The organism is Acidovorax sp. LjRoot117 (assembly GCF_964252695.1).
Lineage (GTDB): Bacteria > Pseudomonadota > Gammaproteobacteria > Burkholderiales > Burkholderiaceae_C > Acidovorax.
In genome coordinates, this window is record NZ_CAXUPO020000004.1 from 304,963 (window position 1) to 321,401 (window position 16,439).

The window sequence follows — 16,439 nt, forward strand, 5'->3', positions numbered from 1 at the left end:
CCCGCCGGCTGACCACATCCAACCCGACAAGAGAGAGCACCCCTCATGACCCATCCCGCTACCACCCGCATTCCCGCCTTCAGCGTGGCCGGCATCGCCGTGCGCACGCGCAACAGCGAAGAGATGAACCCCGCCATCGCACGCCTTGGGGGCCTGTGGAACCGCTTCTTCAGCCAGAGCTGGGAGCGCAAGCTGCCCAGCCGGGGCGACGACGGCCGCATCTTCGGCGTGTACAGCGGCTACGAATCCAACGAGCATGGTGCCTTTGACGTGACCGCCGGCGTGGCCGTCGCCGAGCCGGACATGGCGCAGGCGCAGGCAGTGCCGGGCGCCGCCCGCGTCGACATCCAGGCGGGCGACTACCTCGTCTTCACGGGGGCCGGCGAGATGCCCCAGATGGTGATCGACACCTGGGTGCGCATCTGGCAATACTTCGCCGAAAACCCCCAGGTGCAGCGCCGCTTCGGCACCGACTTCGAGGCCTACGAGGGCCCGGACCAGGTGGCCATCCACATCGGCGTCAAGCCCTAGCATGGTGCCGGATGTCGCCCCCGCCCCAGCGCCGCGCGCGCGGCCGTGGCGGTGGGGTTCGGTGGTGCAACTGGCGCTATATTGTTGATAGTTGCTGGCGCTTTCCAGGCGAGCGCCACAGCCCGAAATGCTTTGAAAATGAACTCTCTCCATGCGCCGCGCTGACCGCCTTTTCCAGATCGTCCAGCTCATCCGCGGCCGGCGCCTGTCCACGGCAGCCTTCCTGGCCGAACGGCTCGAAGTCTCGGCGCGCACCATCTACCGCGACGTGGCGGACCTGCAGCACCAAGGCGTGCCCATCGAGGGCGAAGCCGGTGTGGGCTACCGCCTGGGCGCAGGCTTCGAGCTGCCGCCGCTCATGTTCAGCCAGGGCGAGGCGAACGCGCTGGTGGCCGCCGCGCGGCTGGCGCAGGCCTGGCTCGATGCCGGGCTGGCGCGCGAGGTGGAGGGCGCCCTGGGCAAGATCCTGTCAGTGCTGCCCCCGGCCGCGCGCGTGGCGGCCGAGTCGCAGGCGCTGTACGCGCCGTCGGTGGGGCTGGGCCCCCAGGCCCAGGCCACCCTGCAGTCGCTGCGCGAGGCGGTGCAAAGCCGCCACGTGGTGCAGGTCAACTACGCCGACGTGCAGGGCCGCGCGAGCCTGCGCCGCCTGCGCCCGCTGGGCTGCTTCTACTGGGGCAAGGTCTGGACGCTGTCGGCCTGGTGCGAACTGCGCGGCGACTTCCGGGGCTTTCGCATCGACCGCATCGTGGACCTGGTGGTGACGGACGAGCAGTTCCGCCTGGAGCCCGGCAAGACCCTGGCCGACATGCTGCGCAAGGTGGAGGCCGAGATGGGCTCGCGGCCGAGCGAATGGCCGCCCGCGGAGACCCCGGGCCTGAACGCCTGATCAGGCTGGAGCCTGCCCGCATCAACCCCGCTGCGGCGCGGCCGCCGGCACAATGCGGCGATGATCCTTCGCCTGTCCGACCTGGTGCCGCCGGTGGTGCTGCGCCCCGCCCAGCGCCAGGATGCGCCCCGGCTGGCCCGCCTCTGGCGCGAGGCCTGGCGTTCTGCCAACCCTGCGGTGGCCACCGTGGCACCGCAAGCGCACTGGGAAGACCGGGTGCGGGCCGAATTCGGCCCACCCTGCACCGCGCTGCTGGCCGAGCGCGCCGACGGAGCCCTGCTGGCCTTCATGGTGGTGGACATCCCGAGCCGCCATCTGCACCAGCTTTTCGTGGCGCCCGGCGCGCAAAGCCAGGGCATGGGTGGCGCGATGGTGCAGGAGATCTGCCAGCGCCTGTGCCCTGACGGCTGGACCTTGCACGTGGCAACGGCCAACGAACGCGCTCGGCGGTTCTATGCCCGCTGCGGGCTGGTGGAGGGCGCGACCAGCGTTCATCCGGCGACCGGCCGCGAGAGGGTGCTGTGCAGTTGGCCCGGCGCCGCGCCATAGCCCGCCCTGCGCGAACCTGCGGTGCCACACCACGACGGCGCTCCAGAATGGTTGCAAACCGTCGCCATTATTCCAACTTGGTTACCTTGGTTACCTTTTGCGGTAATTTTTTGGAGTTATTGAGCGCAGTTGTCAAGAGAATTTGCTGCTCTCATGGCTATCATCCGCAGCACTCAGAACCAACGGGCTCCAAAGTCTGCAGCACATGACACGCCGCGTCACCATTCAAACGCCATTGGGCGACCAACTCAAGTTCAGGCAGCTGCAGGGCACTGAGGAAATCAGCCAGATATTCGCTCTGGACGTGGATTTGCTCAGCGACAGCAAAAGCATCGACCCCAAGGCCTTGCTGGGCAAGAACGCCACCGTCGTGGTCGAGACCGAAGGCGGTGGCAAGCGCTACATCGACGCCATCGTCACCCGCTTCGGCATGCAGGGCCAGGACCATCGCATGTTCTCGTACAAGGCCCGCCTGAGCCCCTGGCTGTGGCTGGCCACACGCAAAAGCGATTTCAAGATATTCCAGAACAAGACGGTTCCAGAGATTATTGAAGAAGTGCTCGGTAAATATGGGTACCCGCTGGAGAAAAAGCTGACCCGCACTTATCGTACCTGGGATTATTGCGTTCAATACAACGAGTCCGACTGCCAGTTCGTGTCCCGGCTCATGGAGCACGAGGGCATTTATTACTACCACCAGCATTCGCCCGGCCAACACGTGCTGACGCTGGCGGACGACATCGTGGCATCGCACAGTCCGCTGCCAGGCGCCGCCACGCTGCCGTTCTACCCGCCCGAGAAGGCCGCCATCTCCGACCGGGAATGTGTCTTTGCGTGGGAGCAGGCCGAAGAGATCAAGTCGGGCCGCCACTACAACGACGACTACGACTTCAAGAAGCCCAAGGCCGATCTGTCGAATATGCGCAAGATGCCCATGGGCCACGCGCACGACAGCCATGAAGTTTATGAATGGCCGGGCGGCTATACCGAGTACGGCGATGGCGAAACGTACGTGCGGGTGCGCCTGCAGGAAAATCTCACCCGCGAAAGCGTGGTGCAGGGTAAATCGAGCTGCCGCGCGCTGACGCCGGGTTACACCTTCAGCCTGGAGAACTATCCGCGCGAGGACCAGAACCAGCAGTACCTGATTACCGCGGTTCAGTACCACTTTCAGGAAAACCCCGAAGTCAGCAGCATCGCCAAACCCACGCCCAAGACCACCAAGGACGAAGTGGGCTCCATCCAGCGCTTCGTGCTGAAGGCGCAGCCCACCAGCCTGGCCTTCACGCCGCCGCGCGTCACGCCCAAGCCCCGCAGCCAGGGCCCGCAGACGGCCGTGGTTGTCGGCCCGCCCGGCGAGGAAATCTGGACCGACAAGTACGGCCGGGTCAAGGTGCAGTTCCACTGGGACCGCATCGGTGCCATGGACGAAAACTCCAGCTGCTGGATCCGCGTGTCGCACCCCTGGGCGGGCGCCAAATACGGCGGCATCTTCACGCCCCGCATCGGCCAGGAAGTCATCGTCGACTTCCTGAACGGCGACCCCGACTACCCGATCATCACCGGCCGCGTCTACAACAACGACCAGATGCCCCCGTGGGAGCTGCCCAAGCACAAGACGCAGTCGGGCTTTCAGACCAACTGGAGCAAGGGCGGCGGCGGCAAGCACATGCTGCGGTTCGAGGACCAGAAGGGCATCGAGCACATCGAGCTGTCCACGGACCACGGCAACACCCACCTGCACATGGGTTACCTGATGAACCAGAGCACCGAGGCCAAGCGCAGCTATGGCTTCGAGCTGCGCACGAATGAGTGGGGTGCGATTCGGGCGGACAAGGGGTTGCTGATCACGACGTATACGCAGGACTTCAAGCAGAAGATATCGCATGAGAACCCCGATGGGTTCGATGGCCTGGGTGAAGGCTTGGCCAACACTGCGTCGCTGATGGAGGAAGCCGGTGAGGCGGTGTCTGCCATGAACAGTGCGATTGAGGCCATCAACGGCTTGAAGACCTCGCACATGATGGAGCTGAGCTCTGGCATTGCTGCCATGACCGGTGGCAAGGCGGCGATGGCGACATTGTCCAAAGCAGCTGCGGCCATCGCTGCGCTTGCCGGCGGTGGTGGCGGAGGGGGTGGTGGCGCTGGGGCAGAGACATCGATGCCGACCAACACCGACCCCGCAATGCCTCAGTCGCAGGCGTTGCGAGAGCTGTCCAAAGACATCAGCAAGCCGGTCGTCTCCATCGTCAGCCCCGAGGGGCATTCGATGATCAGCCCCAAGCCCATCGTGGTCAGTTCAGGGCAGAGCGTTTCGATGCATGCCAAGCAACACATCACGCTGTCCAGCGGCGCGCAGCTGACCCAGCTGGCCAAGGGCGGCATGCTGACGCACGTGTCAGAGGGCGGCCAGCGCAACACCGTGACCAAGGGCGACATTGCGTCGGAAGCGCAGACGGGCAACATGAACCTGACCGCGCAGCAGAACATAACGCTGGCTTCCAAGACGGACACCGCGACCGTGGTGGGCGACCAGAACGTCAACATCCAGGCGACCAAAGACTCGGTGCTGGTGAAGGCTGCCAAACACATCCGCCTGCAGGCAGGTGAGAGCATCACGCTGACGATTGGGGAGGGGGAGGGCGTCGCCTCGCTCAAGCTCACCGACAAGGGCGAGGTGGTCATCAAGGGCAAGAACGGGCTGATCAAGCTCAGTGAACTGCTGGATGTGCACGGGGCGCCCATACAGCTCAATTGCCCCTAGTGCACTGCAGAGCGCATCGCGCTTTGGGCCTAGACATCTCTATGAACTGAACCGGAATTTCGATGCAGTACCAAATCAATGAAGGGTCGTTCAGCGTTCCCGACGGCATGCAAGACAACAGCATCAACGTGCTACTCGCAGGGCATAGTGGGCTTGGATTCAGTGTGGTGGTGACCAGGTCCAGACTTGAGCCTGGCGAAACGTTCGAGCAGTTGGTAAACCGGCAATTGCAGTTGCTGGGCCAGCAGTTCAGCATGGCTGAGTTCACTGATCGAAGCGAGCACAAAGACTCCGCGTCCGGTCAACTGCGGGCTATCGAATACGCCGTGCAGTTCAAACAAGACGGCGTGATGGTCTACCAGCGCCAAGTGGGCTATCTCTTGGGCAACACGGGCAACGTCGTGGTGATGACAGCGGCTGCCCAAGCTCCTCTCTCAGACGCCCAACTGACGCAGTGGCGCGCCATACGCGCCAGTTTCAAGCCTGCATGACCGGTAGCGAGTTGCCAACTCGCCCTCACCCGCAGCCCGTGCAAAACCGATTCCAGTCCCCGGCTTTTTGCTACCTGCCTTGATTCAACAGCCTAGTGCATTCCCTCCTTCATGAGCACCTATCCCGCCGCGGCCCGTATTGACGACCCCATTGCCCATACGAGTGCCAATGCAAGAATGCTTTTGCAATTGGCTGGGGTGGTGGGTGGCGGCATGTTGGGCGGTTTTGTAGGAGGCGCGATTGGCGGAGCTGTTTCTGCCGGCCTGACCTTCATTACAGGTGGCTTTGCTGCGCCTGCTGCACCGGTGATTACTGCTGCAGCAACGCTTGCCGGGACGCATTACGGCATGCAGGCTGGTCAAGCGTTGGGAACCGCGGCGGCCGATTTTCTATTCCCGCCCACGATCACTGGCAAGATCATCACGGGGTCAGAGAACGTCAAAATCAACGGCAAGAAAGCCGCGCGCGCGACCAATGCGATGCCGCTGGACAGCGTCATTTGCAGCAAACACACAAGTCGCCCAACCAATTTCATTGCTCAGGGAGCCGCCGATCGCCCTGAGCAGACGATTATCAACCATGCCCTTGCCGCCCGAAAGGACGACAAGGTTGAATGTGGAGCCTACATCCACGAAGGGTCCCCCAACGTCTTCATCGGCGGCCCGCCCGCGACCGTTCGGAAATATGACGCAGAAGGCAACATCTTCCTGCGAGCCGCCATCACCGGCTATGGAATTTACAGCGCGATCAAAAGCCTCAGGTGCTTACCAAAGCTGCTGAAAGACCCACGCGCAGTTCTCAAGAACGCGAAATGTATCGTTCAGATGGTACAGGCCGGAATGTCGTTGAATGAAATCGCGGACATCGTGGCCAACCCGGTTCACATCGCGACGGGAGCGAAGCTGCTCGCCGGTGACGAAGACCTGGATTTCGTACTCCCTGGTGGTTTGCCTGTCGTCTTTCAACGGGTCTACAACAGCTTGGACCTGCGTTCGCGCACCCACTTCGGCCAGGGCTGGAGCAGCCCTTACACGGCCGAGTTGCACCTAGGGACTGATGTGCAGGGTATTCCCACCGTTACCTACTACGGTGACGATGGCCGTGATATTGAGTACCCGGTGCCGGCGCCTGGTGAAAGCCACTACAGCGTGGCCGAAGGAATCGCAGTCTTATGCAGCGAGGGCGGAGACTTCTTCGTGGTGCTGCCAGACGGCACCCACCAGTGGTTTGGAAAGCCCGATGACGCTTTTGTTTTGGGTCTGGGAAGTCGTGTGCTTCCGTTGCGTCGTATTGAAGACCGCAACAGCAATTTTCAGGCGCTACGCTACGACGAACTTCATCGGCTGACCCATCTGGCCGACAACACGGGCCGTTTGCTCGCCTTCGACTACGAGGGCGAAGGGAACCGCATCGCACAAATCCGTTTGGTGACGGGCGCCAACACCGCAGCGCATGAGGTGCCAGAAATTCCCGAAGTGCTGGCGCGCTATCGCTATGACGGCCAGGGTCAGCTGACCGAAGTGATTGGGCGGGACGGTCAGATTCAGCGCCTGTTTGGTTATGCGGACGGACTGATGGCCCAGCACCGCCTTTCGACCGGCTTGACCTGCCACTACCGCTGGCAAAATTTTTCTCAGAACTTGGGAAAAAGATCGGGGCCTCATCCGCGCGTTGTACAGCACTGGACAGACGACGGAGAAAACTATCAGTTTCAGTATGACTTGGCGGCAGGCACCACGACGGTGACAGAGCGGCTGGGTTCCGGCGAGAGCCCCCAAATCCGCACGCGCATCTGGGCTTGGAATTCCGATCACGAAATCACGGCCTACACCGACGCACTGGGTAACCGATACACGCAGACGTGGAGTGACACAAGGCAATTGCTGAGCCACACTGATCCGTTGGGCCAGACCACCACCTACGCATACGATGAGGCCGGCAATCTGATCCAGACAACCGATGCGCTGGGTCGTACAGAGAGCACCCAGTGGAGCCCGGCCCCCGCTAGCCTGCTCTTGTCTACCAGCGATGCAGCTGGCGCCAGCTGGCGCTATCACTATGACAACGACGGCAACCTGACTGCCGAAATCGACCCCCTGGGGCATACCACGTTGTACGCCAATAACGAGCGTGGTTTGCCAGTGGTCATCACTGACGCGCACGGGGGACGCAAGCAACTGGCCTGGGACGTTCGCGGGCTGCTTACCAGCTACACGGACTGCAGTGGCAAAACCACGCGCTACACGTACGACCAGCGCGGCTACCTGCACCAAGAGGTTGATGCACTGGGCCACATCACCACATTGACGCACGACGCGCAGGGAAGGCTGCTGACACTGACGCTGCCTGATGGCGCCGCACATCATTACCGCTATGACCCGTCGGGACAGTGCGTGCTTGCACAGGATGCCCTGGGCCACAGCACCAGCTACAGCTACAACCTGCGCGGTCAACTCACCGGGCGCAGCAAAGCGATCGGCAGCTTCAGCAGCAACATTCAACTCGGCTATGACTCTGCAATGCGCCTTGCCGCGGTGATTAACGAAAACCGCCAAGCCTACCAATTCACCTACGACGCGGCCAACCGGCTGCTGATGGAAACCCGCATCGACGGTACCCGCCAAGTGCTGCACCATGATGCTGCAGGCCAGGTCGTCGGCGTGACGGAACACCCCATGCCTATGGGCATGGGCGATGCCGTGCCAGGGCATGCCGATGTGAAGCCGATCCATACGCAACTGGTGCGAGACGCTGCGGGTCAGCTCATCCAGAAAAAAATCTATCTGCCTGGCGCTGGCACCGGCACAACAGAGGCCCAGCCGCCCGAACTGCAAACTTGCATCGACTACGCCTACACCCCGACAGGCGATCTGCATCAAGCCCTGCAAAGCAATCCGCAGGGAGAACCCCAGTCTCGCCAGGCATGGCAATACGACAAGCTGGGACAGGTGTTGCAAGAGACCGCTGAGCACACTGTGCAAGGCCAGCAGTGCAGCACCGTGCTGCACTACCAATACGACGCCCTGGGCAACCGCACCGGCATCACGCTGCCAGACGGGCGCACGCTCAACCACCTGTACTACGGCAGCGGCCACCTGCACCAGATCAACCTGGACGGCGCAGTCCTGGCTGACATCGAGCGCGACGACCTGCATCGCGAAGTGCTGCGCACGCAGGGCCGCCTAACCAGCCGCTTTGCCTACGACCCGGTGGGTCGCAAGGCCGCCACGTGGGTGCGCCCCGCCATGCTGCGCGTGGGCCATGGCATCGGCAGTGACCAACGTGCCGACAGCCGGTGGAGCCCCTACAGCGGCGACTGGAGCCAACGCCTACAGCGCCGCAACCCAGAAGACACGCTGCTCAAGCGCTACGGCTACGACAAGAATGGCGAGCTCACCAGTGTCGAGCACAGCCAGCAAGGGCAGACAAGGCACCAGTACGACCAGGGCGGGCGCATCACCCACACGCATGCCACACAGCCCGAACGCAACGAACACTTCCACTACGACCTGGCGGGCAACCGCATCAACGCACTGGAAGAAAGCAATCTCAGCAGCCAAGGCAGAGGCTGGGTGCAAAACAACCGGGTCAAGGTCCTACAGGACAAGCGCTACGACTACGACGGCTTTGGCCGCCTGATCAGAAAGCGCATAGGCAGCCACACCGAACAGCACTACCGCTACGACCACCAGCACAGGCTGACCCAGGTGGCAGTGGTGAGGGCAGGCAAAGACGGCCAGCCGCAAAGCCAGGTCTTCAGCTACCAATACGACGCCCTGGGCAGGCGCATCGCCAAGACAGACAGCTTTGGCACGACTGCATTCACGTGGGAGGGAATGCGGCTGCTGCAGGAAAGCAGAGGAGCGCAGACCAGCACCTACATCTACGAGCCCGGCAGCTACGTGCCGCTGGCGCGCATCGACGGAAGCGGCAGTGTAGAACCGCACCCGGCGGCTGCGCACGCCCTTGGGGGAGATGCAGAACAAGGCAAACAAGGCAGTGTGCCCACGACCAACCCGCAGTGGGCGGACCGGTTCAACGTCGCTGCTGCTGCTGCCAACGACGAGCCCGGCGGGTCAAACACACCGAATGTGCGAGAAGGCGCTGGTGGCGAAGACATCGCCCAGGTGTATTACTTCCACACCCAGCCCAATGGGCTACCGGAGGAGCTGAGCGACAACAGCGGCAACCTGGTGTGGCGGGCGCAGTACACCACGTGGGGCAGTACGGTCCGTGAGGAATGGCAGAGCTTTGACACGGCTGGCCGGCCCCATCATCAACTGGCAAACCAGACGGCATCCCTGCAGCAGAACCTGCGTATGCAGGGCCAGTACCTGGACAGAGAGACGGGGCTGCACTACAACACGTTCCGGTATTACGATGCGGACTTGGGGGCGTTTACGACGCCGGACCCGATTGGGCTCAATGGCGGGTTGAATCTGCATCAGTATGCGCCGAATCCGATTTCTTGGGTCGATCCTTGGGGCTGGGCTCCATGTGGTTCGCAAAGAAAAAATCGGACACCATCACCTACAAATAAAAATATTGATCATTCACGAACTACAAAAAATCCTGATGGATCGACTACCTATTTTGACAAAAAGGGAAATTCTGTTACATACGATAAAAACGGAGTTCCCGATTTTTCAAAGTACGCTGAAGCCACGGCGCGTTCCGGGTCCTATAACGGAAATAGAGCACATGACAACAGAATTGCTAATAAGAAAATTGGGAGAGGCGATCTTGGGGATAAAGCGCCTGATGGTAAGGTTTGGCACCATGTGTCAAAAGACAAGATGATCCTTATAGATAAAGGCGTGCACGACAATTTCCCGCACACTGGGAGTGCCTCGGTTCTTATACATGGATAATTGCATGAAATTTAAATCATTAAAGACTCGTATCGGTGTCGAAGACTATATTGTTCATCTCAAGAATTTCACCGAAGATGAAAAATTTTTAGCGTTTTTTGAAAAAAATAATATAGCAACGCCTGAAGATCCTTCGTGCATAGTGTTGAATGGAAAGAGTTTGAGTGTTGACTTCTTTTTGGGACGATCCAAGGACGATGAAAAAGATTACCTAAAGATTAATCAGATGTATGAAGAAAGAATCCCCAAAGGATTTTCTGCGATATGCCAGTTGAATGAAGTTGATTATGCCTGCTTTGGTCCGGAGGCAATGATTTATTTGTGGCAAAGATATAAGAATGATTTGTATTTTGATCCTTCGTCGCCCAATAAATATAAACCGCAAAATTGTGATTTGGTATTGATTTGTAGATCGTTTGAAGATTTTCTAAAATTGGTAACAAATTGCGATGAAGATGAAGAAAGTTCTGAGGATGATTTTGATAATCCGAAAATACCTTTTAAGGATGATGATATTGAGGATGATTTTAAGCACCCCGAGTTATTTTTTAAGCAATCGTCAGAAGCAATAGAAATTCAACTGAGAAAACTTGCGCTTTCAGAAAAAGGGAAAGACTTATTGTCTTTGTTCAAAAAAATGGGCCTGCTTCATTAGTATGAATTGTTGGACGTTGCCTAACACTGCTAGACCAAGGCGGGCATCACCCACACCCGGGTCAGCAGCCTGAACGCAACGAACACTTCCTGTACGACTTGGCGGGCAACCGCGTCAACGCGCTGGCCCGCATCGACGGAAGCGGCAGCGTAGAACCGCATCCGGCGGCTGCGCACGCCCTGGGGGGAGATGCGGAACAAGGCAAGCAAGGCAGCGTGCCCACGACCAACCCACAGTGGGCGGACCGGTTCAACGTCGCTGCTGCTCCCAACGACGTGCCAACCCATGTTCCTGCAAAAGCTGACTCAAGGAGCGCAGCAACAGGAACAAACACAGCGCAGGTACATTACTTCCACACCCAGCCCAATAGGCTACCGGAGGAGCTGAGCGACAACAGCGGCAACCTGGTGTGGCGGGCGCAGTACACCACGTGGGGCAGCACGGTCCGTGAGGAGTGGCAGAGCTTTGACACGGCTGGCCGACCCCAGCAGCAACCGGGAAACCAGACGGCATCACTGCAGCAGAACCTGCGGATGCAGGGGCAGTACCTGGACAGAGAGACGGGGCTGCACTACAACACGTTCCGGTACTACGATGCGGACTTGGGGGCGTTTACTACGCCGGACCCGATTGGGCTCAATGGCGGGTTGAATCTGCATCAATATGCGCCTAATCCGATTAGCTGGATTGATCCCTGGGGGTGGAGCTACTGTCCAAAGTCTGATCGTTATAGAAATGATCGGACTGGGAGATTTGATAAAGACCCTCGCATAAAAACGCCATCGTCTATTCAAGATCGTATGACCATGGAGGCCGCTAAAAAAGGGGCCGGTACAAAAATTATGGATAACATGAAGAATGAGCGATATAAAGGCTGGGAAAAATGGGAGTACAAGGTCAAGTCTGCAGATGGGCGAGATTCAGTAGTTCATTATGTACGCAATCCTCAGTCGGGTAAGACTGCAGATTTCAAGTTCAAAGCACGAACTTCTGATAGCACCGGGAATTATGCTAAAAAAACTGAACCAAAAGTTTCGTCGGGCGATTCGCCTAGATAGCTCTAGTTATGAAGGTTAAGGTAATTTCTCAAGAAGTCGACCATAAATTTTTTAGTGAAAATTTAGTTGAATTGGCATTTTCAAATTTGTATGAAAATATAGAGATTGGAAAATATTATGTCGTTCAAGCCATAGTTTTTTGGAAAAATATCCCATTTTATTATATATATGAATATGATGACGATTTTTATCCAAAGCCTATATGTTACAAATATTTTGAAGTAGTCGATGAAAGTTTTCCGAGATGCTGGAGGTTAGTGGTGGATGAGGGCTCAGGTGGTCATTGTCAATCATTTCTGGTTTTTGGCGAGTGGGCTGATAGTCTTGATATGTATGAGCGTTTGATTGACGGAGATGAGCAAGCACTAAAAATTTTTAAAAAATATAAAAATTTGTTAGGTTGAAATTGAATTTAATTAATAAAAATACGATTTTAAATCGATAAAATCAGCGAGTTCACCGGCGTCAAGCACAGTCAACAAGGCGCCACCTTGCACCGCTACGCCCAAGGCGGGCATCACCCACACGCATGCCACACAGCCCGAACGCAACGAACACTTCCACTACGACCTGGCGGGCAACCGCATCAACGCGCTGGAAGAAAGCAATCTCAGCAGCCAAGGCAGAGGCTGGGTGCAGAACAACCGGGTCAAAGTGCTGCAGGACAAGCGCTACGACTACGACGGCTTTGGCCGCCTGATCAGAAAGCGCATAGGCAGCCACACCGAACAGCACTACCGCTACGACCACCAGCACAGGCTGACCCAGGTGGCAGTGGTGAGGGCAGGCAAAGACGGCCAGCCGCAAAGCCAGGTCTTCAGCTACCAATACGACGCCCTGGGCAGGCGCATCGCCAAGACAGACAGCTTTGGCACGACTGCATTCACGTGGGAGGGAATGCGGCTGCTGCAGGAAAGCAGAGGAGCGCAGACCAGCACCTACATCTACGAGCCCGGCAGCTACGTGCCGCTGGCGCGCATCGACGGAAGCGGCAGTGTAGAACCGCACCCGGCGGCTGCGCACGCCCTTGGGGGAGATGCAGAACAAGGCAAACAAGGCAGTGTGCCCACGACCAACCCGCAGTGGGCGGACCGGTTCAACGTCGCTGCTGCTGCTGCCAACGACGAGCCCGGCGGGTCAAACACACCGAATGTGCGAGAAGGCGCTGGTGGCGAAGACATCGCCCAGGTGTATTACTTCCACACCCAGCCCAATGGGCTACCGGAGGAGCTGAGCGACAACAGCGGCAACCTGGTGTGGCGGGCGCAGTACACCACGTGGGGCAGTACGGTCCGTGAGGAATGGCAGAGCTTTGACACGGCTGGCCGGCCCCATCATCAACTGGCAAACCAGACGGCATCCCTGCAGCAGAACCTGCGTATGCAGGGCCAGTACCTGGACAGAGAGACGGGGCTGCACTACAACACGTTCCGGTATTACGATGCGGACTTGGGGGCGTTTACTACGCCGGACCCGATTGGGCTCAATGGCGGGTTGAATCTGCATCAATATGCGCCGAATCCGATCAGCTGGATTGATCCTTGGGGGTGGGCAAAAGACTGCGGACAACAGGTAAGTCGCCCCAAACCTGTAAGCCTTCCAAGTGCTCGAAAAACTAAAGTTGACATGGCCCACGTTCTTGATCGCCACACAGCAACTGGCAAAACTGCTCAGCAAAGTGGTAAAAAGGATCTCTTTCCTGAAAATATGACGCCTAAGCAAATTGAGCGCTCATTCAAGGAAGCATATGGAAATGGCAAAAGAATTCAAACTCAAGGGGAGCGAGTGCTTGTACAAGGTAAATCTGGGGGCAAGACAATTGAAATGTGGGTTAACACAAGAACTAAAATAATTGAAACCGCCTACCCTAAAAATTGAATTAATATGATAGTTGTTTTGGAGTCGGATTCGGTCAGATTTTCCGAAAGCAAATTATCCGATAGTGTATTTGCTTGTATATATTTGCAATATAACGTTGATCAATATTTTCCTGAGTGCGGATGGGATGATTTTGCAGAGGTTATTCTTGAGTGGTGGGTCGACGGCGCCGTGAGTTTGTTGGAAAATGGGGGGAGTTCGGTTTTTAGATTCATGGATGGAGATTTTTCATTCGAAATTAAGATGATTGGTAATAAAAAATCCCTTATTGAGTTACGGGAAAATTCAAAGATTTTGACGACTAAGGATCTTGATTTTATGGAGTTTTGCCAATCGTTGACTGTTGCGTGTAACTCGCTTTTGCGAAGAACGCAGGAAATATCTAAAAACAAAGAAATATTTAGCAGTCTTAATGCCAGATTAAATGTTTTAAGAAATATTTTAAAAAGTTCAAGTTTGACTCTTGAGTAATAAAAATATTTTGCCGTCGACGATTTAGTGCCTTTCGAGCATCTCAAGGCAGCTTAGGCGCTTTGCGACAATGCATGAGCTCCAAGTAGATATAGTCCAAAGATACGAGCCTTTATGCCGCCAACCTGCAGTGGGCGTATGGACCCAGCTGATTCGGCTATCGAACTATCCAAGCTACAACAGCGCCGAGCGCATATGGCAAGCGCAGTACGCCACTTGGGGCAGCACGGTCCGCAAGGAGTGACGGAGCTTTGACACGGTAGGCCGCCCCCAGCATCAACTGGCAAGCCAGACGGCACCCTGCAACAGAACCTGCGGATGCAGGGGCAGTATCTGGACAGACAGGCAGGGCTGCACTACGACACGTTCCGGTACTACGATGCGGACTTGGGGGCGTTTACGACGCCGGACCCGATTGGGCTCAATGGCGGGCTGAATCTACATCAATATGTGCCGAATCCGATTAGCTGGATTGATCCTTGGGAGTGGAATCGCACGACCCATTGTGGCAAGGTACAGAATAAAACTACCACGCATGCAACCCGTAAAGATGCAAAGGAAGCTGCCGAACATGCGCATGGAGGGAAAAATTACCTCAGCCTAAAAAAGCTCTACCAGAAACGGCCACCGATGCACAAAAAGCAGCTTTGAAAGCTAAACAAGAGAGGTACGAACAACAGCAGAAGTACGGCAAGCCAGATCGCCACCCGAAAAGCGATCATCCCGAGTCTCATTACCATATGGGCAATAAGCCGGATATCGCAAAGCCGGCGCCTATTAGTAATGCTGTGAATAATCATCACACTTGGGGACGAGCAGCCAAGCGGCGTGCTTAAATGTTGGAGTGGAAATGGAAATTTTCGAGTTTTTTGTAAGTAACTTTGTTCAAAGTCAATATCGTGATCGATGGTTTTATTTAAGAGCAAGGGGTTGGGATAAAGTTCGCAAGAATTTAAATCAATTGGAAAATCAGCTTGATCAGAAGAAAACAGTCCTTGTTCAGAAAAATGCTATGGAATTTGCTGCGCAAAAAATTTCTGAGCTTAAGCTGCTTTCTGGAGTGTTCATTGACTTCAGAGAGGGGGAAGTGCCGTTGAAGGGGGATATTTTGGACGGCATATCAGGTAACTCTGTCTTGGTTTTTGAACGTGAGAAGGTGGCATTCTATTTTCATGATGAGGGATGGGTTTATTTTTGCCAATAGTTTCAGTTGAAGTGTTTTGCGTAAAAATATCTTTTATGTCCTTGCTTTAGATTTTATTGATTAATATTGGCTATATAAATCGCATAGGCAGACGCACTTAACAGCACTACCGCTACGGCTGCCAGCAAAGGCTGATCTATGAGCCAAGCAGCTACGTGCCCTTGGCGCGCATCGACGGAAGCGGCAGCGTAGAACCGCACCCGGCGGCTGCGCACGCCCTGGGGGGAGATGCGGAACAAGGCAAACAAGCCAGCGTGCCCATCACCAACCCGCACTGGGCGGACCGGTTCAACGTCGCTGCTGCTGCCAACGACGAGCCCGGCGGGTCAAACACACCGAATGTGCGACAAGGCGCTGGTGGCGAAGACGTCGCCCAGGTGTATTACTTCCACACCCAGCCCAATGGGTTGCCGGAGGAACTGAGCGACAACAGCGGCAACCTGGTGTGGCGGGCGCAGTACACCACGTGGGGCAGCACGGTCAGCGAACAGTGGCAGAGCTTTGACACGGCAGGCAGACCCCATCATCAACTGGCAAGCCAGACGGCATCACTGCAGCAGAACCTGCGTATGCAGGGGCAGTACCTGGACAGAGAGACGGGGCTGCACTACAACACGTTCCGGTACCACGATGCGGACTTGGGGGCGTTTACGACGCCGGACCCCATTGGGCTGTTGGGCTGGAAACCCAGGCGCAACGGCAAAGCTCCGGTGGCACCGGCACCCACGGGCCCACAGCACAAGCCTCGCTGTGCGAGGTGTACTACTTCCATACCGACTAGGTGGGCCTGCCCGAAGAGCTGAGCAACGCTCAAGGCCAACTGGTCTGGCAGGCCCAGTACAAGACTTGGGGACGCACGGTAGAAGAGCGCTGGGAAGCGCGCCGCCTGCACGGGGCGAAGGTGCAGGGGCAAACGCAAGGGGATATCCCGGGGGAGAACCGACAAGAGCAGAATCTGCGATGCAGTACGCGGAATAATGTGGTCTCGAGAGTTAAAAATATTATTCAGAGGCGGTGCATACTAAAATTCAGGCGCTATCAGATGACTGGGTAGTTAGCTGTGGAGGCTGGTGGTCAAAT

The 16,439-nt window shown here is 57.2% G+C and carries 15 protein-coding genes; all 15 read left to right on the top strand.

Going from position 1 to position 16,439, the window contains the following annotated elements; all coding sequences use genetic code 11:
• Positions 1 to 45: 45 nt before the first annotated feature.
• Entirely contained in the window at positions 46 to 531 is a 486-nt protein-coding gene (locus tag ACSQ3D_RS14610; protein ID WP_436127386.1) for a GyrI-like domain-containing protein, read from the top strand.
• A 151-nt stretch (positions 532 to 682) separates the two neighbouring features.
• Positions 683 to 1,417, top strand: coding sequence for a helix-turn-helix transcriptional regulator (locus ACSQ3D_RS14615; protein WP_436127387.1), 735 nt, complete (start codon positions 683 to 685; stop codon positions 1,415 to 1,417).
• Between the two features lie 60 nt (positions 1,418 to 1,477).
• The gene (locus ACSQ3D_RS14620; protein ID WP_056422160.1) at positions 1,478 to 1,966 is read left to right on the top strand and encodes a GNAT family N-acetyltransferase; all 489 of its coding nucleotides are present in this window, start codon (positions 1,478 to 1,480) and stop codon (positions 1,964 to 1,966) included.
• Positions 1,967 to 2,171: 205 nt separating this feature from the next.
• The gene (gene tssI, locus ACSQ3D_RS14625; RefSeq protein WP_436127388.1) at positions 2,172 to 4,730 is read left to right on the top strand and encodes a type VI secretion system tip protein TssI/VgrG; all 2,559 of its coding nucleotides are present in this window, start codon (positions 2,172 to 2,174) and stop codon (positions 4,728 to 4,730) included.
• Between the two features lie 62 nt (positions 4,731 to 4,792).
• Positions 4,793 to 5,221 carry a DcrB-related protein gene (locus ACSQ3D_RS14630; protein ID WP_436127389.1) on the top strand — a complete coding sequence of 143 codons (429 nt, stop codon included), beginning with the start codon at positions 4,793 to 4,795 and terminating at the stop codon, positions 5,219 to 5,221.
• 111 nt (positions 5,222 to 5,332) lie between these two features.
• A complete protein-coding gene (locus tag ACSQ3D_RS14635; RefSeq protein WP_436127390.1) occupies positions 5,333 to 10,093 on the top strand; it encodes an RHS repeat-associated core domain-containing protein in 4,761 nt (1,586 codons plus the stop codon).
• A 4-nt stretch (positions 10,094 to 10,097) separates the two neighbouring features.
• Positions 10,098 to 10,748: a hypothetical protein gene (locus ACSQ3D_RS14640; protein ID WP_436127391.1), complete on the top strand. Its 651-nt coding sequence runs from the start codon at positions 10,098 to 10,100 to the stop codon at positions 10,746 to 10,748.
• 98 nt (positions 10,749 to 10,846) lie between these two features.
• On the top strand, positions 10,847 to 11,806 hold the full coding sequence (locus tag ACSQ3D_RS14645; RefSeq protein ID WP_436127392.1) for an RHS repeat-associated core domain-containing protein: 960 nt from the start codon (positions 10,847 to 10,849) through the stop codon (positions 11,804 to 11,806).
• An 8-nt stretch (positions 11,807 to 11,814) separates the two neighbouring features.
• Positions 11,815 to 12,210, top strand: coding sequence for a hypothetical protein (locus ACSQ3D_RS14650; RefSeq protein ID WP_436127393.1), 396 nt, complete (start codon positions 11,815 to 11,817; stop codon positions 12,208 to 12,210).
• Between the two features lie 229 nt (positions 12,211 to 12,439).
• The gene (locus tag ACSQ3D_RS14655; RefSeq protein WP_436127394.1) at positions 12,440 to 13,684 is read left to right on the top strand and encodes an RHS repeat-associated core domain-containing protein; all 1,245 of its coding nucleotides are present in this window, start codon (positions 12,440 to 12,442) and stop codon (positions 13,682 to 13,684) included.
• A 6-nt stretch (positions 13,685 to 13,690) separates the two neighbouring features.
• Positions 13,691 to 14,155 carry a hypothetical protein gene (locus tag ACSQ3D_RS14660; RefSeq protein ID WP_436127395.1) on the top strand — a complete coding sequence of 155 codons (465 nt, stop codon included), beginning with the start codon at positions 13,691 to 13,693 and terminating at the stop codon, positions 14,153 to 14,155.
• A 318-nt stretch (positions 14,156 to 14,473) separates the two neighbouring features.
• Positions 14,474 to 14,806, top strand: coding sequence for an RHS repeat-associated core domain-containing protein (locus tag ACSQ3D_RS14665; RefSeq protein WP_436127396.1), 333 nt, complete (start codon positions 14,474 to 14,476; stop codon positions 14,804 to 14,806).
• Positions 14,807 to 15,005: 199 nt separating this feature from the next.
• Complete coding sequence (locus ACSQ3D_RS14670; protein WP_436127397.1) at positions 15,006 to 15,359, top strand: hypothetical protein; 354 nt, start codon at positions 15,006 to 15,008, stop codon at positions 15,357 to 15,359.
• Between the two features lie 161 nt (positions 15,360 to 15,520).
• Positions 15,521 to 16,162, top strand: coding sequence for an RHS repeat-associated core domain-containing protein (locus tag ACSQ3D_RS14675; protein ID WP_436127398.1), 642 nt, complete (start codon positions 15,521 to 15,523; stop codon positions 16,160 to 16,162).
• Complete coding sequence (locus tag ACSQ3D_RS14680) at positions 16,141 to 16,413, top strand: RHS domain-containing protein (RefSeq protein ID WP_436127399.1); 273 nt, start codon at positions 16,141 to 16,143, stop codon at positions 16,411 to 16,413. The genes ACSQ3D_RS14675 and ACSQ3D_RS14680 overlap by 22 nt, the downstream gene beginning before the upstream one ends.
• The last annotated feature ends 26 nt before the right edge of the window (positions 16,414 to 16,439 follow it).